Source organism: Burkholderia sp. Bp8984 (genome assembly GCF_003853755.1).
GTDB lineage: Bacteria > Pseudomonadota > Gammaproteobacteria > Burkholderiales > Burkholderiaceae > Burkholderia.
Map to the genome: position 1 here is coordinate 116,198 of NZ_QTQN01000010.1, position 20,645 is coordinate 136,842.

Genomic DNA, 20,645 nt, shown 5'->3' on the forward strand with positions numbered 1-20,645 from the left:
CAAGCGCCCGCGCACGGGCATCCGCTGTCGACCTTCATCTCATGGAGCGCTACCGCATGAAACATTGCATTCCTTCCGCGCCGCTTGCCGCCGCGATCGCTCTCGCGTTTGCATTGGGCGCGTGCGCGACGCAACCGCCTGCCCCGCTTCCACCCAATGTCGCCGGGCAGGACCCGCAGGGCACGCAGACCGCCCAGGCTACCGAAGCCGCCCCGCCGATGGTCGGCGGCGATCGCGACGCGCACGGCTGCATCGGCTCGGCCGGTTATGCCTGGTGCGACACGACCCGACAATGCGAGCGCCCGTGGGAACTTGCGAAGGCGCATGGCTTCGCGAACTCGGCGCAGGGATACGAGCAGTTCTGCCGGAACGGCGCAGCGAAGTGAAGTAATGCGATGTGACCGGGTCGCGATGCAACGTCGCGCCCCGATGAAGTGCAAGCGCGATGCGCGCGTTTCGCCCCGCTGATCCCGCCGTTTTTCCCGTTCCGCGCACCGTCATTCCGGAAACCCGGACACACAAAAAACCCCACGAAATCAGGGATATTCCGCGCGAGCGACACGGCAATCGAGTTCGGTTATATTACGCGCCCCTTGCCATCCCGCCCCGCGGAACGCATTGCGCGCGGCCGCTTTCGACGCGGTCTGAAACGCCTTCCGGCGAGGCCCGCAGCAAGGGCCTGCGCGCCTGTCGCACGACCGCGAAGCAGCCGATTGCACGCGTACATGAAGCCGATCCGAAGGTGTCCTTCGCAACGGCCTCGCGTGCGCAAATGCAACGGTGAACGCGGTCGGTCCGGAATTCCGGATTCGCGATCCGGATCTCCGGATGCGCGATCCGGTTGCGAATCCGCATCGGCCGGGCGGCATGGCAAACCGATGCATCCAAGTTGAAAAAGGGATCTGCTGTGATCAAAACGTTACGGGTAATACTGTCGGCGCTCGCGCTGTGCGTCGCGACGTCGTCCGCGCATGCCGCCGATACGAAGAAGGTCGACGTCCTGCTGGTGGGCGGCGGCATCATGAGCTCGACGCTCGGCGTGTGGCTCCACGAGCTGCAGCCCGACTGGTCGATGACGATGGTCGAGCGCCTCGACGGCGTCGCACTGGAAAGCTCGAACGGCTGGAACAACGCGGGCACCGGCCACTCGGCGCTCGCCGAGCTGAACTACACGCCGGAGAAGGCGGACGGCAAGATCGACATCTCGAAGGCGATCGAGATCAACGAGTCGTTCCAGATCTCGCGCCAGTTCTGGGCCTGGCAGGTCCGGCAGGGCGTGCTGAAGAACCCGCACTCGTTCATCAACTCGACGCCGCACATGAGCTTCGTGTGGGGCGACGACAACGTCCGCTTCCTGAAGAAGCGCTACGACGCGCTGCAGGCGAGCCCGCTGTTCCGCGGCATGCAGTATTCGGAAGACTACGACCAGATCAAGCAGTGGGTGCCGCTGATGATGGAAGGCCGCGACCGCAACCAGAAGGTCGCGGCAACGTGGACGCCGATCGGCACCGACGTGAACTTCGGCGAGATCACGCGCCAGTTCGTCGGCTACCTGAAGACCCAGCCGAACTTCACGCTGTCGCTGTCGAGCGAAGTGCGCGAGATCTCGCGCAACGCGGATGGCACGTGGCACGTGTCGTGGGTGAAGCTGCATTCGGATGAACCGCCGCAGGCCGTCGACGCGAAGTTCGTGTTCATCGGCGCGGGCGGCGGTGCGCTGCACCTGCTGCAGGCGTCGGGCATCCCCGAGGCGAAGGACTACGGCGCGTTTCCCGTGGGCGGCTCGTTCCTCGTGACCGACAACCCCGAGGTCGTGAAGCGCCACCTCGCGAAGGCGTACGGCAAGGCGTCGGTCGGCTCGCCGCCGATGTCGGTGCCGCACCTCGACACGCGCATCATCGACGGCAAGAAGATCATCCTGTTCGGACCGTTCGCGACGTTCTCGACCAAGTTCCTGAAGAACGGCTCGTACTTCGACCTCGCGAAGAGCACCAACCTGCACAACGTCGCGCCGATGATGCGCGTGGGCGTCGACGAATTCCCGCTCGTCGAGTATCTCGCCGGCCAGCTGATGCTGTCCGACGACGACCGCTTCAACGCGCTGAAGGAGTACTTCCCGGACGCGAAGAAGGAAGACTGGCGCCTGTGGCAGGCCGGCCAGCGCGTGCAGATCATCAAGCGCGACCCGAAGAAGGGCGGCGTGCTGAAGCTCGGCACCGAGATCGTCAGCTCGCAGGACGGCAGCATCGCGGGCCTGCTCGGCGCATCGCCGGGCGCGTCGACGGCCGCGCCGATCATGCTGAGCCTGATGCAGAAGGTGTTCAAGGACAAGGTCGCGACGCCCGAATGGCAGCAGAAGCTCCGCCAGATCGTGCCGAGCTACGGCACGAAGCTGAACGACAGCCCGGCGAAGGTCGTCGAGGAATGGACCTATACGAGCGGCGTGCTGCAGCTGTCGCCGCCGCCGAAGATCGACCTGACGGCGCCGTCGCAGGCGACGGGCACGGCTCCGGCGCGCCCCGCGAAGGCGGCGGCCGACATGGCGCTGTAACGCGTCCGGTCCCGTTTCGCCGCATCGCACGGCCGCCTTCGGGGCGGCCGTTTTTCATCGCGAATGCGGACGGCGCTGCGTGCTGCGTCCTGCGTAGGCTTCACCGGCTGCCATACCGCCCGCCGCACCACGGCCGATCGCCCGCTGCGGGGGCCGTCCGCCACCGGCCCTCCGCCACCGGCCCTCCGCCACCGGCCGACCCGCTGCCGATGACCCCGCTGCGGGCCGCGCGGGGCCGGTCGCCCCAGCCACCGTCCCGCATCCGCTAGAATTGCGGGCACGCGCGACACCGTCGCCACCGATCCACCATCCGCATCGACGCGGTCCACGCGACCGCCGGTGCGGCCCGCGCCCGAGCCGCGCGAGCGCCGCACTTCGTTGCCGCGCCCGCCCGGGCGCGCCACCAACCGAATTCAGCTGGAGAAAGACCGTGTTTACTTGCCGAAACCAGAGCTGCGGCACGCAGTGGGAAACGTCCGACGTCGTCATCAAGGACGAAGGCCAGGGGCTGCTGTTCCGCTGCCCGCTGTGCGGCGCGCGCAACTATCTCGAACGCTTCGAGGACGATGAAGGCAACGTCGCCTACGAACAGATGGAAGGCAAGCCTTACCTCGGAGACCTCGAATGACCCAGCCGACCGCCACGCCCTTCAGCGCGCTGCCGCTGACGCCCGCCACGCTCGCGAACCTCGCGCAGCTCGGCTATGTCGACATGACGCCGATCCAGGCCGCGAGCCTGCCGGTCGCGCTGGCCGGCCAGGACCTGATCGCGCAGGCGAAGACGGGCAGCGGCAAGACCGCCGCGTTTTCGCTCGCGCTGCTGGCGCGCCTCGACGCGCGCCGCTTCGACGTGCAGGCGATGATCCTGTGCCCGACCCGCGAACTCGCCGACCAGGTCGCGCAGGAAGTGCGCCGCCTCGCGCGCGCCGAGGAAAACGTGAAGGTGCTGACGCTGTGCGGCGGCACGCCGATGCGCCCGCAGGCGCAGAGCCTCGAGCACGGTGCGCACATCGTCGTCGGCACGCCGGGCCGCATCATGGATCACCTCGACCGCGGCAACCTGAAGCTCGACGCGCTGAACACGCTCGTGCTCGACGAAGCCGACCGGATGCTCGACATGGGCTTCTTCGACGACATCGCGAAAGTCGCGCGCATGTGCCCGACGACGCGCCAGACGCTGCTGTTCTCGGCGACCTACCCGGACGGCATCGCGAAGCTGAGCCAGCAGTTCCTGCGCAATCCGAAGGAAGTGAAGCTCGAGGAGCGCCACGACGACAGCAAGATCCGCCAGCGCTTCTACGAAGTGACGGAAACCGAGCGGCTGCACGCGGTCGGCCAGTTGCTGAACCACTACCGGCCGGTGAGCACGATCGCGTTCTGCAACACCAAGCAGCAATGCCGCGACCTGCTCGACGTGCTGCACGCGCAGGGCTTCCACGCGCTCGCGCTGCACGGCGAGCTCGAACAGCGCGAACGCGACCAGGTGCTGATCCAGTTCGCGAACCGCAGCTGCTCGGTGCTGGTCGCGACCGACGTGGCCGCGCGCGGGCTCGACATCGCGCAGCTCGAGGCCGTGATCAACGTCGACGTGACGCCCGACCCCGAAGTGCACGTGCACCGCATCGGCCGCACCGGCCGCGCGGACCAGGAAGGCTGGGCGCTGAGCCTCGCCAGCATGGACGAGATGGGCCGCGTCGGCGCGATCGAGCAGGCGCAGAAGCGCGACGTCGAATGGCATCCGCTCGCGGAACTGAAGCCGGCCGGCAACGACACGCTGCTGCCGCCGATGGAAACGCTGCAGATCCTCGGCGGACGCAAGGACAAGATCCGCCCGGGCGACGTGCTCGGCGCGCTGACCGGCGATGCGGGTTTCGACGGCAAGCAGATCGGCAAGATCAACGTGACCGAGTTCTCGACCTATGTCGCGGTCGAGCGCGGCGTCGCGCGCGACGCGCTGCGCAAGCTCAATGCGGGGAAGATCAAGGGCAAGCGAGTCAAGGTCCGGTTGATGGACGAAGAGTGACGCGGTGATGCCGGCGCGCGCCGCGACGCTCATGCCGCGCGCCCGCTCAGCATCGCCAGATACTGCCGTACCGCGCCCCATTCCGCGCCGCTGCGGCTGAGCGCGACGAGTTCGGACCCCGGCACGCTGCCGGCGAGTTTCCGGTACACGACGTTCGGCGCCGCGATCCGGCTGAGCGGCGCCGGCACCAGCGCCACGCCGAGACCGGCGCCCGTCAGCGCCAGCACCGACAGCGTGCTGCTCACCTTGTGCGCGATGTGCGGCGTCTTGCCGAGCACCCGCCGCAGGATCGCCAGCTGCCCTTCGTCGTCGCCGTCGGCGGCATAGAAAATGAACGGTTCGTCCGCGAGCGCCGCGACGCTCACCGAGCGCCGCTTCGCGAGCGCATGCCGGTCGCTCATCATCACGTCCCACGCCCAGCTGCCGATCGTGCGCACGGCCAGCTTCGGATCGAACGCCGTGCCGAAGGCCGGGCAATAGCCGATGTCGAGCCGGCCCGCCAGGATCGCGTCCTGCTGCGCGGCCGGCGCCATTTCGTGCAGGTCGAGCGCCACTTCCGGCCACGCCGCGTGAAACGCGCTCAGGTCGTCGGACAGCCGCCCCGTCGCGACCGCATTGCCGACGAAGCCGATCCGCACCACGCCCGTCTCGCCGCGCGCCGCGCGCTGCACGACCGTCTTCGCGCGCGCGGCCTGCTCGAGCGTGTGCCGCGCTTCGGCCACGAGCAAGCGGCCCGCGTCGGTCAGCAGCACCTTGCGGGTGCTGCGCTCGAACAGCGTCGCGCCCAGTTCCTCCTCGAGCGCGCGGATCTGCGCGCTCAACGCGGGCTGCACGATATGGAGCCGCTCCGCCGCGCGGCCGAAATGCCCTTCTTCGGCAACCGCGAGAAAGTAGCGCAAATGGCGAAGGTCCATACGGTCGATTGATCACCCGAAACGATTAATCTCGAAATTTAATCTATTGGAATGAAAAATCAAGCGCGCGCATCCTGATGGTCATCCGCTGCGTCACAGCCCACCTGCAAGGAGCCCCGTCGTGTCCGACCGCAACCGCATCGATGTTCACCAGCATGTCGTCCCGCCGTTCTGGGCCGCAGCCCTCCCGTCGCACGGCGGCGATCCGTCCGGCTGGGGCAGCCCGACCTGGAGCCCGGAAGCCGCGCTTGCGTTCATGGACTCGCTGGAGATCCAGACCGGCGTGCTGTCGCTGACGGCGCCCGGCGTGCAGGGCTGGAACGGCCAGGCCAAGCGCGACATGGCGCGCCAGGTCAACGAATACGTGGCCGGCCTCGTCGCGCAACGGCCGACCCGCTTCGGCAACTTCGCGACACTGCCGCTGCCCGACGTCGACGGCACGCTCGCCGAGATTGATCACGCGTTCGACACGCTGAAGGCCGACGGCGTCGTGCTGCTCAGCAACTACGGCGGCACCTATCTCGGCGATGCGGCATTCGACGCCGTGTGGGCCGCGCTGGATCGCCGCCACGCGGTGGTGTTCATTCATCCGGCCAAGCCCGCGATCGACGTGCTGCCCGGCATGCCCGGCCCGCTGCTCGACTACCCGTTCGATACGACGCGCACCGCGCTGCAGCTCGTGCTCAACGGCGTGATCGCGCGCTACCCGAACGTGCGCATCATCCTGTCGCACGCCGGCGGCTTCCTGCCGTACACCGCGTACCGCTTTGCCGAACTCGCGCCGGGCGTGCGCAACGACGTGCCGGATCGCGACGGGCTGCTCGACCTGCTGCGCACGTTCTACTTCGACACCGCGCTGTCGTCGCCGTCCGCGCTGCCGAGCCTCACCGCGTTCGCGCAACCGGATCGCGTGCTGTACGGCAGCGACTTCCCGTATGCGCCGCCGGCCGTCGGCACGTCGTTCACCGCCGCGCAGGACGCGTATGCCGCGCTGGGCGCCGACCGGCACGCTGCGCTCAATCGCGCGAACGCGCTGCCGCTGTTCCCGCGCCTCGCCGCACTCGCGCGATAACGCGCGACGCAGTGCCGCGTGACGCCCCATCGCGGCGGCGTCACGCGCGCAACCGCCCGCGGCCGTCCGCGCCGCGCGGCACCGTCAGAACGGAATGACGGCCTTCGCCCAAACGGCCTCGCCGGCCGGCCGGTTGCGCACGAAGAATTCCTTCACGACGCGCGCTTCCAGGCTGACCTTGCCGAACTGGTAACGGACACCGGGGCCGATCGCGAACGTCTGTCCGCGAAAGCCGTCGCCCGCGACCGGCTGGCCGTTCTGCATGTCGTCGGTGGTCTGCTTGACGAAGTAGCCCGACAGCCCGACGCGCGCCTTCGGCGTGACCGCGTAGCTCGCCGAGTAATCGATGTGGAACAGGTTGCCCGAGTGGTAATGGGTGTCGTTGTTCGGCGAGTTGAAGCTGTACGTGATCTTCGCGGACACCTCGATCTTGTCGTTCGGCAGCCACGTCACGCCGAACACCGGCCGCGCGGTGTAGTAGTTCTTGCCGGTATTCAGCGCCGCATGCATGTCGTACTGGCCGGTCGGGAACACGAATTCGATCGCCGCGACGGTGCGCAACGCGCCCGATCCCCACGCGATCAGCGCGGGGCTGACGATCAGGTCGCCGAGATTGGTGCGGTCGAACGACGCGCCGCCCGCATCCAGCGCCAGATGCTCCATCGGCAGCACCGCATACGCACCGTAGCGCCCGCCGAGCACCGACAGGTTCGACATCCACACGACGCGCGGAATCAGCACGTCGGCATCGAGCTTGAATCCTGGCACCGAACCGTTGCCGTGCGAATCGTTGAAGCGCGATGCATGGTAGTGCGTGTAGTACAGCAGCGCGTACAGCCCGGCCGGCGGCAGCGCGCCGGCGAAGAACGCTTCCGCGCCCTCGCCGATCGTGTCGCCGCCGCCCTCCGTTGCAAACGCGCCGGTGCTCAGCGCCATGCCCGCGCACGCGGCGAGCGAAACCAGTCCGAATGCAGCCTTTCGTTTCATCGATGTCTCCAATATTCGTTCTACTGAATTGATTTTTTATGGTCGTCCCGCGCGCCGCCCCCGCCGGCTATTCGTTGAAGTGCTCGATCACGAGCCGGTTGAAGCGCGCCGCGTGCTCGATCTGCGTCCAGTGTCCGCAGCGGCCGAACACGTGCAGCTGCGCATTCGGCAGCAGTTCCAGCAGCCGCGTCGAGCTGTCGAGCGGAATGACGCGGTCCTCGCGGCCGTGCACGATCAGCGTCTCGTGCGGCAGCGCGCGCAGTTTCGCCTCGTCGCTCGCGAGCGCATCGACCCAGCGCTGACGCGGCGCGGGAAACATGTTCGCGAACGCCTCCTGGTAGCCGGGCCGCACACTCGCGGCGTAGCGCAGCTTCGCGAGCTCGTCGTTCACCAGCGTGCGATCGAACGCGAAGATGTCCAGCAGGCCGCGCATGTTCCCGATCGACGGCGTATAGCCCCACACGGCGTCGAGCCCTTCGGTGAGCGTGAAGCGCGTGCCGGCCGCGCCCATCAGCACGAGCCGGCCGACCCGTTCGGGCGCGCGGATCGCCAGCGCGAGCGCGAGCGCGCCGCCGAACGAGTTGCCGATCACGTGCGCGCGCTCGACGTCGAGCGCATCGAGCAGGCCGAGTGCGTGGTCGACCCAGTGGTCCATCGAATACACGTAATCGCGCGGCCGCTCGGTTTCGCCGAAGCCGGCCATGTCCGGCGCGATCACGCGAAACTGCGCGGCAAGCGCGGGCATCGTGAGCCGCCAGTTCGCATAGGCCGTGACGCCCGGCCCCGAGCCGTGGATCAGCAGCACCGGCGGCCCGTCGCCGAGGTCGTGATAGTTGGTGTCGAGACCGGCCGCGACGATCCGGCGGCCCAGTTCGGGATTGCTTGACATGATGCTTCTCCAGTCGGTTTCGGTGGCGCGCGGCGCGTCAGCGCCCGCGTTTCTTCGCGCTCTGCCCGCCGATCCCGAAATGCGCCTTCGGCATCTCGGTGATGATCACGCGCACCGATTCGAGCGGTGCGTCGAGCGAGCGATGGATGGCTTCGGTGACTTCCGCGATCAGACGTTCCTTCTTGTCGTCGTCGCGGCCTTCCAGGATGTACAGATGAGCTACCGGCACGATGGCCTCCCGTTGCGTTCGGAACGTTCAGATGAAGCGCAGGCCGACCGAGCCGATGTCCTGCACGCGCAGCGTCACGTTGTCGCCGGCCGCGACGGCCACCGCCTCCGTGATGCCGCCCGACAGGATCAGGCTGCCCGCCGGGATCGACTCGCCGCGCGCGCCGAGATGGTTCGCGAGCATCGCGATCGCCGCGGCCGGATGCCCGAGCACGGCCGCGCCGGCGCCGAATGCGACCGGCAGCCCGTTCTTCTCGAGCACGATGCCGAGCGTGCGCAGGTCGACGCCGTCCACCGGCAGCGGGCGGCCGCCCGCGACGAAGCGCGCGGCCGACGTGTTGTCGGCCACCACGCTCTTCAGGTCGAACTTGAAATCGCGGTAGCGGCTATCGATCACCTCGATCCCGGCGACGACGAAATCGGTCGCGGCGAGCACCGCGCCGACGTGGCAGCCGGGCCCCTTCAGTTCCGCCTTCGTCACGAACGCGATTTCCGGCTCGACCTTCGGATGGATCAGTGCGGACGTGTCGCACTCGCCGCCGTCGGGCAGGTCGTAGACGTCGGTGAGGAAACCGAACACGGGCGTGTCGACGCCCATCTGCCGCATCTTCGCGTGCGACGTCAGGCCGGCCTTGTAGCCGACGATCCGCGCGCCGCGCGCGAGCTGCCGGCGGCGGATCGCATCCTGCACCGCGTAGGCGTCGTCCCAGTCCATCTCCGGATGACGGTCGGTGATCTTCGGTGTGTCGCATGCTTCACGCATGCAGTCGTCGAGATGCGCGGCGAGCGCCTCGATCGTGTCGGTCGACAGGTTCATGCGGCCTCCCGCTTCGCTTGCGCCGCGCGCGCCTTCGCGAGCGTCAGCGCGGTGTCCTCGATCATGTCCTCCTGGCCGCCGACCATCCCGCGCCGGCCAAGCTCGACGAGGATGTCGCGCGCCGGAATCCCGTATTTGTCGCCCGCCCGCTTCGCGAACAGCAGGAACGACCCATAGACGCCCGCATAGCCGAGCGTCAGCGCGTCGCGGTCGATCCGGATCGGGAAATCCATCATCGGCACGACGAGATCCTCGGCGACGTCCTGGATCTTCCACACGTCGACACCGGTTTCGATGCCCATCCGCTCGCACACGGCGACGAACACTTCGAGCGGCGTGTTGCCGGCGCCGGCGCCGAGCCCCGCCGCCGCGCCGTCGATCCGGTTCGCGCCGGCCTCGATCGCGGCGATCGAGTTCGCGACGCCCATCGCGAGGTTGTGGTGACCGTGAAAGCCCAGCTCCGTGTCGGGCTGCAGCGCGTCGCGCACCGCGCCGAGGCGCGCCTTCACGTCGTCGGGCAGCATGTAGCCCGCCGAGTCGGTGATGTAGATGCAGTTCGCGCCGTACGACTCCATCAGCTTCGCCTGCTTCACCAGCCCTTCCGGGCTGTTCATGTGGCTCATCATCAGGAAGCCGACGGTATCCATGTCGAGCTTGCGCGCCATCGCGATGTGCTGCTCGGAGACGTCCGCCTCGGTGCAGTGCGTCGCGACGCGGATCGTATGCACGCCGAGCGCGTGCGCTTCCTTCAGGTGATCGACGGTGCCGATGCCCGGCAGCAGCAGCGCCGACACCTTCGCGCGCTTCAGCAGCGGGATGACCGCGCCGAGGTATTCCGCGTCGGTATGCGCGGGAAAGCCGTAGTTCACCGACGAGCCGCCGAGGCCGTCGCCGTGCGTGACTTCGATCAGCGGCACGCCGGCCGCGTCGAGCCCGCTCGCGATCGAGCGCATCTGGTCGAGCGTCATCTGGTGACGCTTCGGGTGCATGCCGTCACGCAGCGTCATGTCGTGGACGGTGATTCGCTTGCCTTTGAGATTCATTTCCGTTCCTTTTCGTCCGGTCGTGGAAGTCGCGTCTGCGGGCATCAGGCCGCCTGCGCGGCCGATGCCAGCGCGAGGCGGCCGGCCAGCAGTTCCTCGGCGAACATCTCGGCGGTGCGCGCGGCGGCGGCCGTCATGATGTCGAGGTTGCCCGCGTATTTCGGCAGGTAGTCGCCGAGGCCTTCGACCTCGAGATAGACCGACACGCGATTGCCGTCGAACACCGGCCCGTTGACGAGCCGGTAGCCGGGCACGTAGCGCTGCACGTCGGCGATCATCGCGTGCACCGATTCGACGATGCGCGCTTCTTCGGGCGCGCTCTCCGTCAGGCAGTGCACGGTGTCGCGCATGATCAGCGGCGGGTCGGCCGGGTTGATCACGATGATCGCCTTGCCCGCCTTCGCGCCGCCGACCTGCGCGACCGCCGCGGCCGTCGTGCGCGTGAATTCGTCGATGTTCTTGCGCGTGCCGGGGCCGACCGAGCGCGACGACACGGTCGCGACGATCTCGCCGTACGCGACCGGCTGCACGCGCGAGATCGCGCGCACCATCGGGATCGTCGCCTGGCCGCCGCAGGTGACCATGTTGACGTTCATCTCGCCGGAGCCGATGTGGTCCTTCAGGTTGACCGGCGGCACGCAGTACGGACCGATCGCGGCCGGCGTCAGGTCGATCATCAGCACGCCGAGCGCATTGAGCTTGCGGCTGTTTTCCGCGTGGACGTACGCGCTCGTCGCATCGAACGCGATCTGCACGCCGTCCGCCTGCACGTGCGGCAGCAGGCCGTCGACGCCGTCCGCGGTGGTCTTGAGGCCGAGTTCGCGCGCGCGTTTCAGGCCGTCGGAATCGGGATCGATGCCGACCATCCACACGGGTTCGAGCACGGGGCTGCGCATCAGCTTGGCGAGCAGGTCGGTGCCGATGTTGCCGGGACCGATCAGCGCGCAACGGATCTTTCGGGTCATGGGGAATGCCTCGTTAGCGTGGAAAGGAGAACGGGCGGCGCTCACGCGAACCGCACCGAACACGCGCCGATCCCACCGATCGACACGCGGAAGTTGTCGCCGCGCGCGGCCGGCGCCATCGCGGCGAGCGCGCCGGACAGGATCACTTCGCCGGCCTTCAGCGGAATGCCGAGGCGGCCGAGCGTGTTGGCGAGCCACGCGACCGCGTTCACCGGCGAGCCGAGCGCGGCCGCGCCGGCTCCGGTGCCGATCACGTCGCCGTTCTTCTCGAGCACCATCCCGCAGGTCGACAGGTCGACGCTGCGCGTGCTCACGGCCTTGTCGCCAAGCACGAACACGCCGCACGACGCGTTGTCGGCGACCGTGTCGCCGATGCGGATCTTCCAGTCGCGAATGCGCGAATCGACGATCTCGAAGCACGGCATCACGCATTCGGTCGCCGCCAGCACCATCGCGTTCGTCACGCCGGGGCCGAGCAGGTCGCGCTTCAGCACGAACGCGATCTCGCCTTCGGCCTTCGGCTGGATCAGCGTGTCGAGCGCGATGCACTCGCCGTCGCCGACCACCATGCCCGACAGCAGGTAGCCGAAGTCCGGCTGGTACACGCCGAGCATATCCATCACCGCCCTCGACGTGACGCCGATCTTCTTGCCGATCACGGTCTCGCCCGCATCGAGGCGGCGCTGCAAGAAGCGCTGCTGGATGCGGTACGCGTCGTCGACCGACAGGTCCTCGTGCTGTGACGTCAGCGGCGCGATCGGTTCGCGCGACGTCATCGCGTCGTACAGCCGGTCGCCCAGCGTGGTAATCAACGTGGAGTCCATAAGAGTGTTCCGGTCAGTAACGGTTGGGTCAGAGCTTCACGCAGACGTTGCGCAGCTCCGTGTAGAACTCGAGCGAATGCACGCCGCCCTCGCGGCCGATGCCCGATTGCTTCGCGCCGCCGAACGCGGTGCGCAGGTCGCGCAGGAACCACGAATTGACCCACGCGATGCCGACGTCGATCGACGCCGCGACGCGATGCGCGCGCGACAGGCTGGTCGTCCAGATCGCGGTCGACAGCCCGTACGCATTCGCGTTCGCGCGGCCGATCACTTCGGCTTCCGAATCGAACGGCATCACGAGCGTGCACGGCCCGAAGATCTCGTCGCGCGCGATCGGCGAATCGTCGCCGAGGCCGGTCCAGATCGTCGGCTGCACCCACGCGCCGCCGCGCAGGTCGTCGGGCATGTCGGGCACGCCGCCGCCCGTCACGATCGTCGCGCCGAGTTCGGCCGCCTTGCGGTAATACGACAGCACCTTGTTGCGATGCTCCTGGCTGATCAGCGGGCCGAGGCCGGTCGACGCCGCTTCCGGGCGGCCGGGTTGCAACTGCTCGGCGCCGGCCTTCAGCGCCGCGACGAAGCGCTCGAACAGCGGACGCTCGACATACACGCGCTCGGTGCCGAGGCAGACCTGCCCCGCGTTCGCGAAGCACGAGCGCAACGTGCCTTCGACGGCCGCGTCGAAGTCGCAGTCGGCGAACACGATCGCCGCGTTCTTGCCGCCCATCTCGAGACTGACGGGCCGCGCGCCGTCGGCCGCCGCCTTCATGATGGCCGCGCCGGTGCGCGTCTCGCCGGTGAACGTGATCGCGTTCACGCCCGGATGGGTCGTCAGGAATTCGCCGGCCGAAGCCGGCCCGAAGCCGTGCACGACGTTGTAGACGCCGCGCGGCACGCCCGCCGCGTTCATCACTTCGCCGAGCAGCGCGGCCGTCTGCGGCGTCTCCTCCGACGGCTTCACGACCACCGTGTTGCCGCACGCGAGCGCGGGCCCGACCTTCCACGTCATCAGCAGCAGCGGCAGGTTCCACGGGCAGATCACGCCGACCACGCCGACCGGCCGGCGGATCGCGTAGTTGAGCGCGCCCGCGCCGTCAGGCGTCGCCATCTCGAAGGTTTCGCCGGGCACGTTCTTCACGACGTCGGCGAATACCTTGAAGTTCGCGGCGCCGCGCGGAATGTCGATATGGCTCGCGAGGCTCACCGGCTTGCCGGTGTCGGCCACTTCCGCTTCGAGGAAATCGTCGAAGCGGCGCGTGATGCCGTCGGCCACCGCATACAGCAGCTCGACGCGCTGCGCGACCGTCAGGCTGCCCCACGGGCCGGCCAGCGCCGCGCGGGCGGCCTGCACCGCCGCGTCGACGTCGGCACGGCTCGCTTCGGCCACGCGCGCGATCACCGCGTTGTCGAGCGGCGAGCGCTTGTCGAACCAGCGCTCGCCCGCGCGATAGTCGCCGTCGATGAAGTTGCGGACGCGCCGCGGTTCCGGCTGCCCGCCGGCGGGGCCGCATTTCGCGGCGTTGGGTTCGGTGTCGTACATGATGGAGTTACCGATAGTCGTGAATCCGTGATCCGTGGGTTCGTGAAGCGTGTTCGCGTGCGATGTCGTGCCGTGTCTTGCCGTGTCGCATGCCGCGCGTCACGACCCGCCAAGGCCGGCCGCATCGAGCCCCGCCTGCGCGCATTGCGCGTCCTGTGCCTCGCTGCCGCCCGACACGCCGATGCCGCCGATCAATGCACCGTCGTCGACGATCGGCAGCCCGCCGCCGAATGCGACGAAGCGCGGTCGCAGCACGAGGCCCTGCCGCACGGCGTCCGAGTGCGACGCCAGGGCGGCGTGCCACGCGCCGGTCGGCAGACCGAAGCTCGCGGCCGTGTACGCCTTGTCGATCGCGATGTCGATCGAATGCAGCGGCGCGCCGGGCATGCGCACGAACGCCGCGAGCAGCCCGGCCGCATCGACGACCGCGACGTTCACGCGCACGCCGAGCCGCCCGGCGGCCTCGGCCGCCGCCTGCGCGGCACGCGCGGCGTCAGGCCAGTCGATCGTGCGCAGCTCGACGCTGCGGGTCGTATCGTTTCGGTTCATTGCGCTGCGCTCCTTCGCGGGTCAGGTATAGACGGTCGTGAACGCTTCGTTCAGCTCGCCGGAGTGGAAGAAGATCCCGCGCCCGAGTTCCTCCTCGGTCCACGTGGTGACAGGGCGATCGGGTTGCGCGAGATAGCCGAGCCCCGCGAACGTCTCGTTGCGGTTGCCGCTCGGATCGAAGAAGTAGATCGTGGTGCCGCGCGTGATCCCGTGCCGCGTCGGCGCGACGTCGATCTTCACCTTGTTCTTCGCCATCACGTCGGCCGACTTCAGCACGTCGGCCCAGTCGTCGAGGAAGAACGCGATGTGATGCAGCCCGTTGCGCGGGCCGCCGACGAACGCGATGTCGTGCGGCGTCGTGCTGCGGAACATCCACGTCGCGGCCTGGATCGTGTTGCCCGGGCCGACCATCACCTGTTCCGCCAAGTGGAAGTCGAGACACTCGGCCATGAAGCGCGTGTTCTCCTCGACGCGGTTCACGCCGGCCTCCGGATTCAGCTCGCACATCAGCAGGCAGTGGTCGAGCCAGTGCACGGCCGAGCCCGGCACGTCGTCGGGCCACGGATCGGGGTTCAGCGAGCCGACCGCGGTGCCCACCAGCTCCTTCTTCGCGAACAGGCGCAGCTCGTGCCCGCTCGGCAGCAGGAACCGCAATTGACGCCCGACCGCCGGCAGCGCGCCTTCGGGCAGCATCTCGGTCGCGATTCCGTATGCTTCGATACGCTGCTGCAGCGCGTCCAGATCCGCGTCGTGCTCGACCTTGTACGCGGCATGCTTGAGCCCCGCCTGATCGGACGGCGACAGGATCAGCGAATACTTGTCCCATTCGTCCCAGCATTTCAGGTAGACGTTGCCTGCCGCGTCGCGCATCGTCTCCTGCATGCCGAGCACGCGCACGTAATGACGCAGCGCCGCTTCCATGTCCATCACTTTCAGACTGACATGACCAATACGCATCACACCCATGATGTGTCTCCTCCTGGTTTCCTGATTACTTGTCGATCGCCGGCGCGCCTGCACAGGACGCGCCGCAGAAGAACGGCTTTTTCAACCGGCCGGCCACTTCGAGTTCGACGTCGCCGTCCGGCACGACGCGGCACGCAAGCGCATAGCCGTCGCTTTCCTCCTCCGCGCTCACGTGCGCTCGGCTGATCGGCCCGAGCTTGCGCACCGCGCCGCGCAGCACACGCACCTTGCATACGCCACACCCACCGTTCAGGCAGCCGACCGGAATGCCGCGCCGGCCGAGCTTCGCCATGCCGGCCAGCAGCGACTCGCCGGACACGCACGCATAGCGCTCGTCGGTCTGCGCGATCCGGACCGTCCCGCATACGCGGCCCGCGTCCATGTCACACCCGCCGGAACAGCGGGCTGCGCGTCTGTTGCGCGTCCGCCGCCGAGATGAACTTCTCGTGATAGATGTCGCGCTCGAACAGGCGCCCCTGCATCAGCGTCGTGATGCACGCGTCGATCATCGCGGGCGGTCCGCACAGGTATGCCTGGTGCCCCGAGAAGTCGCCGTCGAAATGCGCCTTCGCGACGTCGTGCACGAACCCTTGCGCGACGTCGCCGCCCGCATCCGGCGCGCCTTCGGACAGCGCCGGCACGTACGTGAAGTTCGGATGGCGTTCGGCGAGCGCGCGGAATTCGTCGTGGTAGTACAGCTCCTTCGCGTTGCGCTGGCCGTAGACCAGCGTGATCGGCGCGGTGACGCCGCTCGCGAGCAGATCGGCGATCATCGAGCGCGGGCTCGACAGCCCCGATCCGCCGGCCATGAAGATCATCGGCCGCGCGGCCGAGCGGCGCACGAAGAAGCGGCCGTACGGGCCCGACAGCCGCACGCGGTCGCCCGTCGCGAGCTGCTCGTGCAGATAACCGGTGCCGAGCCCGCCCGGCACCTGCCGCACGTTCAGCTCGATCTCGCCGGTGGCCGCGACGTCGGCCGGCGCGTTCGCGATCGAGAACGCACGGCTCTGCCCGAGGCCGGGAATCTCGAGCTGCACGTACTGGCCCGCCTGGAAATGGATCGGCTGCGACAGCTTCAGGCGGATCGACTTGATGGTCGGCGTGAGCTGCTCGATGCGCGTGACGTCGGCCGCGAAGTCCTTGACCGGGATGATCTCCGCGTCGGGCTCCTCGTCGACGTCGGCCTCGATCACGGTGTCGGCCTGCAGCGTCGCGCAGCACGCGAGCGCCTTGCCTTCCTCGCGCTCGAAATCCATCAGCGCGAACGGGTTCGCGTCGCCGAGATCGGTTTCGCCGTCGAGCACGGCGACCTTGCAGGTGCCGCAGAGGCCGTGACAGCACGCGTGCGGAATGTAGATGCCCTGGCGCAGCGCGGCGTCGAGCATCGTCTGTCCTTCCTCGACCTCGATCGTCACGCCCAGCGGCTCGATGGTAAGTTGATGGCTCATGATGGTTCGCTCGTCCGCGTGGCGGTCAGAAGCTCGCGCCGCCGAGGCCGTCGAGGCCCGGCGTGCGGAAGCTGATCAGGTCCTTGTGCCCGAGGCCGTTGTCGGCCAGGCTCTTCGCTGCGTCGGGCGTCCACGGCTCGCCGGAGCGAAACCACGCGACGCGATCCCAGTCGATCTTCGCGAAGTCGGGGTGATAGCCATAGACGGGCGGCAGCACCTTGTCGGCTAGCGCGCCGAACGGCAGGTCGGGCGGCAGCGGCAGGCAGAACGGCGCCGGGAACATCAGGTGGTCTTCCCAGCACACGTAGAGCAGCGGCGCCGGAAACTTCCCGATGGCGTCCTTCATCGGGAAGTCGTAGGGTTTGAGCGCGATGACGGCCATGTTTGTCTCCTGTCGGCCCGCGTTCGCGCCGTGGCGCGCGCGGGTCCTGTTCAAGGTTGCGTATCGATTGCGGGTCAGTTGCTGGTGGCCTGGCCGCGCCAGGCCGCGAAGTTCTTCTGGTCTTCCGAGCCGTCGAAATCGAGGTTGTCGCGGCCCATCTGCACTTCGTAGTAGTCGAGCACCGCGGCAAGCGGATCGAAGCCTTCCGCGCTCGGGTCCGCATCGGGCGGGAAGCAGTTGCCCTGATGGATCTGGTGCACCGGCAGCCACGCCTGCACGTATTTCTGCGGCTCGTGGTCGAAGATTTCCTTGCAGTGATCGCTGCAGAAATGGAACTTGTTGCCGAGATAGTTCGACTCGCGCGCGCCGATCTTCTTCGGGTTGCCGGGCTCGGTGAACAGCATCGGGATCTGGCAGGTCTGGCACAGCATCGGCAGCGTCTTCATGTAGAAGCGGTTACCGGCTTTCGCCTGCTCGCCCCAGTAGTCGAAACGCGGGCGGTAGTAACGGTCGAACGAATCGGGATACTTCGCGGACAGCCACGCCATCTCGTCTTCGGTCGGCACCCAGGTGTGGAACGCGGAGGCCGCGTTGAAGCCGTAGAACGTCGACCACGCCTGGTGGCTGATGTGGTCCTTGCCTTCGCACGCGTCCTGCCAGCCCTTCGGCTCGCGAATCCCGTAGCGCGCGAGATCCTTGAACAGCGCGCCGCCGTTCTGCTCCGCGTACATCTCCCACGATTCGCGCCAGCTCATCACGCGCTTCGGCTGCATGTAGTCCATCATCATCGCGACCAGCGTGAGCAGCCGGTAGCCGCGCCAGAACCACTTGTCGATCCAGCGCTGCACGATCGGCACGTTGTCCGGGTCCTGTTCGAGCAGGAACTTGATGCACTCGATGCCGAGCGTCATGTGACGCGATTCGTCCGACTGCGCGGAGAAGCCGAACGTGACGGTCGACATGTCGCCGTTGTACGCGGCGCCCGACATGAACGGCACGAACAGCAGGTTCGTCAGCACGTATTCGAACGAGAAGCTGACCGCGGTCAGGAACTCGAACGGGCCCGACGAGTACGCATCCTCGAAAAACGACTTCGGCACCGACAGATACCAGACGCGATCGAACCAGTGGTTCGAGTGATGGAATCCGTTGAAGAACTTGTTGTACGTCGACATCGCGTGCGTTTCGGTCTGGTAGTGCCGCAGCTCGTCGATCGACTGCATCTGGCATGCGATGCGCGCGCCCTCGCCGGTGAAGTGCCGGCCGACGTGCGCGAAGCCGCGGTGCGCGAGATATTCGAGCGGCGTCACACCCTGGATGAACAGCTTCAGCGCGTTGATGTAGCGGGCATCGGTCACGCCGAGGAACGCGTTGTTCTGCGTGAACGCGTCGATCACCGCGTACAGCTTCTTCTCCTTCTCGCCCTGGTATTTCCAGTACGCATCCATCGTCAGGCGGAACGGGTCGACCCACTTGTCCCAGTCATGGATCTTGATGCCTTCATAGCGGTCGTACGGGAAGACCTTCTCCATCGGCTGGTAGGTCGTCTCCCAGCCGAGACCGCGCGTCATTGCCGCGTAGCGGTCCTTCAGGCCGAGCTTTTTCTTGAGCGTTGGCGTGTCCATGCGTGTCTCCGTGTTGTCGGTGCGCGTAGCGCGGTGTTCAGTGCGACCAGCTCAGCGTGAACTGGTCGTCGTCCTCGTCGATGTGGCCGGACAGCGTGATCAGGTTCACCTGCAGCTGCTGCAGGTCGAAGCGCGTGCCGGTCAGCTCCTCGATCGTGTCGCGGCGGATCGTCAGCCGGTCCGGCGCGTCGATCTTGACCATGCCGGGCGACTCGACCACCACCGCGCGCGGGTTGTCGGCGACGATCGCGTCGACGATCGGTCTGGAGTCCTCATTGGCCTGAAAGGCGATGAATACGTTGGACATGCTGGTTATCCTTGGGATGTGAGGTGAATGCCCGTCGTCAGAGCGCGATGCCGAGCTTCGCGACGCGCGCCTGAAACTGCTCGCGCACTTCGTCGAGCGCGGCCTGGCCGGCGTCCTGCAGCGCGCGTGCGGCGACCGGCGCGAGCGCCGCGTCGGCCCGGGCCGACCAGTCGCGGGTCCAGCGGGCGAGCAGCGCACGGTTGTCGTCGGATTCGGCGGCCATCGTCTTCACGACCGCGTCGATCCAGCGATTCGATTCGGCGTGCCATTCGGGCATGAACGCAGTCAGCATCGCGACCGCCGAGCCGCCCGCGAGCGCGATCCGTTCGTCGACGAAACGGTCGTAGACGAGCGGATACAGCAGGCCGTCGAGCGCGAGGTTCTGCGCGACGAACAGCTCGACCGGGTCGGCCACGACCAGCGTGTCCTCGACGTAGCGGCGCAGCGGCTGCCAGGCGGCGTCGTTCGTCCAGGCCGCCTTGGCCGCATCGAGCACGTCGGGCTCGGCCATCGCGAGCGCGAGGCGCGTCAGGTACTGCGCGACGCCGAGGTTGTCCATCGCATGGAACATCGCGGGCGCCGTGAACGCGGTGCCGTAGCCGAGCGCGCAGATCTGCGCGTTGTTCATGTTCGCGCCCCACGCGACGTGGCGCAGCGGCACCAGCACGTCGAGCGCGTGCGCGGCCACGTCGTCGCGCATCAGGCCGATCATCCGGCGCGACTCGACGAACTCGAAGTTCGACTCCATCGCGTCCTGCTGGCGCGCCCGCGTGGTCGCCCACGACGCGTAGTAGAACTGGCGCGGATCCTTCAGCGCGTACCAGCTCGCCATCCGGATCGCCGAACGCGACGGATCGAAGATCTCGTGGTCCGGATCCCAGGTCGGCCGGTAATGGAAGTTCGCCTGGGGCTGCGCGCCCATCATGCCTTCCTGGTAACGCGTCGCCGTCTTGTCGCCGCCGATGTGCTGCGCGACGTGCGCGAAGGTGTGCCGGAGCGGCTTGATGTCGACTGTCTTCAGCTCGATGGTCACTTCTTGCTCCTCAATGTCATGGGTTCGCTTCGACGTCGAGCCGCGTGACCTGCTGTTCGCGGCAGAACGCATCGAAGGCGGCAGGAGGCAACGTCAGCTCGACGCACAGCTCCGGCGCACCGCCGATCGACAGCTCGAATTCGACGAAGCCGCGCACGTTCGTGCCCGTCACGCGGACGCACTTGCGGCCGGGATCGAGCGGGGAAAGATCGGTCGGATGCTGATTCATGATCGGTGTCGCCTCCATGCCGGACTTCAATGCAGCATCCGTGCCACGTTCGGATCGACCTTCAAAAAATCTCGATAATTCAGGGAAAGCCCTGACGCAAAGTTCGAATTCGCGATCCACAATGGCGGTTAACCAGAACGGCAAACGCACGCCGGCGACCCTGCCGGAACCTATATCCGGCGGCCTTTTTCATCATTTGAGCAACTCGGTCGAGCGCATTTGATGAAATGATCAAATCGATCCGCTCACCGCGG

General features: G+C 67.6%; 24 protein-coding genes. 6 read left to right on the plus strand and 18 right to left on the minus strand.

All coding sequences use genetic code 11. The features are described from left to right. Window positions 1–56: 56 nt before the first annotated feature. The 4 genes from DID98_RS13170 (at window position 57) to dbpA (ending at window position 4,573) form a co-directional block, all read left to right on the plus strand. A complete protein-coding gene (locus tag DID98_RS13170; RefSeq protein ID WP_124521005.1) occupies window positions 57–386 on the plus strand; it encodes a hypothetical protein in 330 nt (109 codons plus the stop codon). A 521-nt stretch (window positions 387–907) separates the two neighbouring features. Continuing rightward, window positions 908–2,551, plus strand: coding sequence for a malate dehydrogenase (quinone) (gene mqo / locus DID98_RS13175; protein ID WP_124487085.1), 1,644 nt, complete (start codon window positions 908–910; stop codon window positions 2,549–2,551). Window positions 2,552–2,981: 430 nt separating this feature from the next. Continuing rightward, complete coding sequence (locus DID98_RS13180; RefSeq protein WP_044845448.1) at window positions 2,982–3,179, plus strand: hypothetical protein; 198 nt, start codon at window positions 2,982–2,984, stop codon at window positions 3,177–3,179. Then, window positions 3,176–4,573, plus strand: a complete 1,398-nt coding sequence (gene dbpA / locus DID98_RS13185) for an ATP-dependent RNA helicase DbpA (protein WP_124520914.1) — start codon at window positions 3,176–3,178, stop codon at window positions 4,571–4,573. The genes DID98_RS13180 and dbpA overlap by 4 nt, the downstream gene beginning before the upstream one ends. A 29-nt stretch (window positions 4,574–4,602) precedes the next feature. Here dbpA and DID98_RS13190 read toward each other — a convergent pair whose 3' ends face one another. Next, a complete protein-coding gene (locus DID98_RS13190; RefSeq protein ID WP_124520916.1) occupies window positions 4,603–5,487 on the minus strand; it encodes a LysR substrate-binding domain-containing protein in 885 nt (294 codons plus the stop codon). Window positions 5,488–5,608: 121 nt separating this feature from the next. On the opposite strand from DID98_RS13190, the gene hndA reads away from it, so the two are divergent. Continuing rightward, window positions 5,609–6,559: a 2-hydroxy-1-naphthoic acid nonoxidative decarboxylase gene (hndA, locus tag DID98_RS13195; RefSeq protein ID WP_124520918.1), complete on the plus strand. Its 951-nt coding sequence runs from the start codon at window positions 5,609–5,611 to the stop codon at window positions 6,557–6,559. Between the two features lie 84 nt (window positions 6,560–6,643). Here hndA and DID98_RS13200 read toward each other — a convergent pair whose 3' ends face one another. The 17 genes from DID98_RS13200 to DID98_RS13280 form a co-directional block, all read right to left on the minus strand. Next, the gene (locus DID98_RS13200; RefSeq protein ID WP_124520920.1) at window positions 6,644–7,546 is read right to left on the minus strand and encodes a transporter; all 903 of its coding nucleotides are present in this window, start codon (window positions 7,544–7,546) and stop codon (window positions 6,644–6,646) included. A 67-nt stretch (window positions 7,547–7,613) separates the two neighbouring features. Then, window positions 7,614–8,435 (minus strand): alpha/beta fold hydrolase, encoded by an 822-nt coding sequence (locus DID98_RS13205; protein ID WP_124520922.1) that lies wholly within the window; start codon window positions 8,433–8,435, stop codon window positions 7,614–7,616. A 37-nt stretch (window positions 8,436–8,472) separates the two neighbouring features. Then, on the minus strand, window positions 8,473–8,667 hold the full coding sequence (locus DID98_RS13210; protein ID WP_257129466.1) for a 2-hydroxymuconate tautomerase: 195 nt from the start codon (window positions 8,665–8,667) through the stop codon (window positions 8,473–8,475). Between the two features lie 24 nt (window positions 8,668–8,691). After that, complete coding sequence (gene dmpH, locus DID98_RS13215; RefSeq protein ID WP_044845454.1) at window positions 8,692–9,480, minus strand: 2-oxo-3-hexenedioate decarboxylase; 789 nt, start codon at window positions 9,478–9,480, stop codon at window positions 8,692–8,694. Then, window positions 9,477–10,523 carry a 4-hydroxy-2-oxovalerate aldolase gene (gene dmpG / locus DID98_RS13220; protein ID WP_044845455.1) on the minus strand — a complete coding sequence of 349 codons (1,047 nt, stop codon included), beginning with the start codon at window positions 10,521–10,523 and terminating at the stop codon, window positions 9,477–9,479. Before dmpG ends, dmpH begins: the two co-directional genes overlap by 4 nt. Window positions 10,524–10,567: 44 nt before the next feature. Beyond that, window positions 10,568–11,488, minus strand: a complete 921-nt coding sequence (locus tag DID98_RS13225) for an acetaldehyde dehydrogenase (acetylating) (RefSeq protein ID WP_124520924.1) — start codon at window positions 11,486–11,488, stop codon at window positions 10,568–10,570. Window positions 11,489–11,529: 41 nt separating this feature from the next. After that, window positions 11,530–12,312: a 2-oxopent-4-enoate hydratase gene (gene dmpE / locus DID98_RS13230; RefSeq protein WP_124520926.1), complete on the minus strand. Its 783-nt coding sequence runs from the start codon at window positions 12,310–12,312 to the stop codon at window positions 11,530–11,532. Between the two features lie 28 nt (window positions 12,313–12,340). Then, a complete protein-coding gene (locus DID98_RS13235; RefSeq protein ID WP_124520928.1) occupies window positions 12,341–13,852 on the minus strand; it encodes a 2-hydroxymuconic semialdehyde dehydrogenase in 1,512 nt (503 codons plus the stop codon). Between the two features lie 99 nt (window positions 13,853–13,951). Further along, window positions 13,952–14,401 carry a heme-binding protein gene (locus tag DID98_RS13240; protein WP_124520930.1) on the minus strand — a complete coding sequence of 150 codons (450 nt, stop codon included), beginning with the start codon at window positions 14,399–14,401 and terminating at the stop codon, window positions 13,952–13,954. Between the two features lie 21 nt (window positions 14,402–14,422). Next, on the minus strand, window positions 14,423–15,367 hold the full coding sequence (locus DID98_RS13245) for a catechol 2,3-dioxygenase (RefSeq protein ID WP_124520933.1): 945 nt from the start codon (window positions 15,365–15,367) through the stop codon (window positions 14,423–14,425). A gap of 25 nt (window positions 15,368–15,392) precedes the next feature. Continuing rightward, entirely contained in the window at window positions 15,393–15,749 is a 357-nt protein-coding gene (locus DID98_RS13250) for a 2Fe-2S iron-sulfur cluster-binding protein (RefSeq protein ID WP_044845461.1), read from the minus strand. 1 nt (window position 15,750) lies between these two features. After that, a complete protein-coding gene (locus tag DID98_RS13255; RefSeq protein WP_124520935.1) occupies window positions 15,751–16,815 on the minus strand; it encodes an NADH:ubiquinone reductase (Na(+)-transporting) subunit F in 1,065 nt (354 codons plus the stop codon). Window positions 16,816–16,840: 25 nt separating this feature from the next. Further along, window positions 16,841–17,197 carry a phenol hydroxylase subunit P4 gene (locus DID98_RS13260; RefSeq protein WP_124520936.1) on the minus strand — a complete coding sequence of 119 codons (357 nt, stop codon included), beginning with the start codon at window positions 17,195–17,197 and terminating at the stop codon, window positions 16,841–16,843. A 74-nt stretch (window positions 17,198–17,271) separates the two neighbouring features. After that, window positions 17,272–18,822: an aromatic/alkene/methane monooxygenase hydroxylase/oxygenase subunit alpha gene (locus tag DID98_RS13265; RefSeq protein WP_124520938.1), complete on the minus strand. Its 1,551-nt coding sequence runs from the start codon at window positions 18,820–18,822 to the stop codon at window positions 17,272–17,274. Window positions 18,823–18,859: 37 nt separating this feature from the next. Next, window positions 18,860–19,129 carry an MmoB/DmpM family protein gene (locus tag DID98_RS13270; protein ID WP_044845465.1) on the minus strand — a complete coding sequence of 90 codons (270 nt, stop codon included), beginning with the start codon at window positions 19,127–19,129 and terminating at the stop codon, window positions 18,860–18,862. A gap of 37 nt (window positions 19,130–19,166) precedes the next feature. After that, complete coding sequence (locus DID98_RS13275; protein ID WP_124487101.1) at window positions 19,167–20,162, minus strand: phenol hydroxylase; 996 nt, start codon at window positions 20,160–20,162, stop codon at window positions 19,167–19,169. Window positions 20,163–20,178: 16 nt separating this feature from the next. Next, complete coding sequence (locus DID98_RS13280; RefSeq protein ID WP_311766337.1) at window positions 20,179–20,391, minus strand: phenol hydroxylase subunit; 213 nt, start codon at window positions 20,389–20,391, stop codon at window positions 20,179–20,181. On the opposite strand from DID98_RS13280, the gene DID98_RS35805 reads away from it, so the two are divergent. Then, window positions 20,390–20,614, plus strand: a complete 225-nt coding sequence (locus tag DID98_RS35805; protein WP_185500417.1) for a hypothetical protein — start codon at window positions 20,390–20,392, stop codon at window positions 20,612–20,614. The genes DID98_RS13280 and DID98_RS35805 overlap by 2 nt on opposite strands. Window positions 20,615–20,645: the final 31 nt, after the last annotated feature.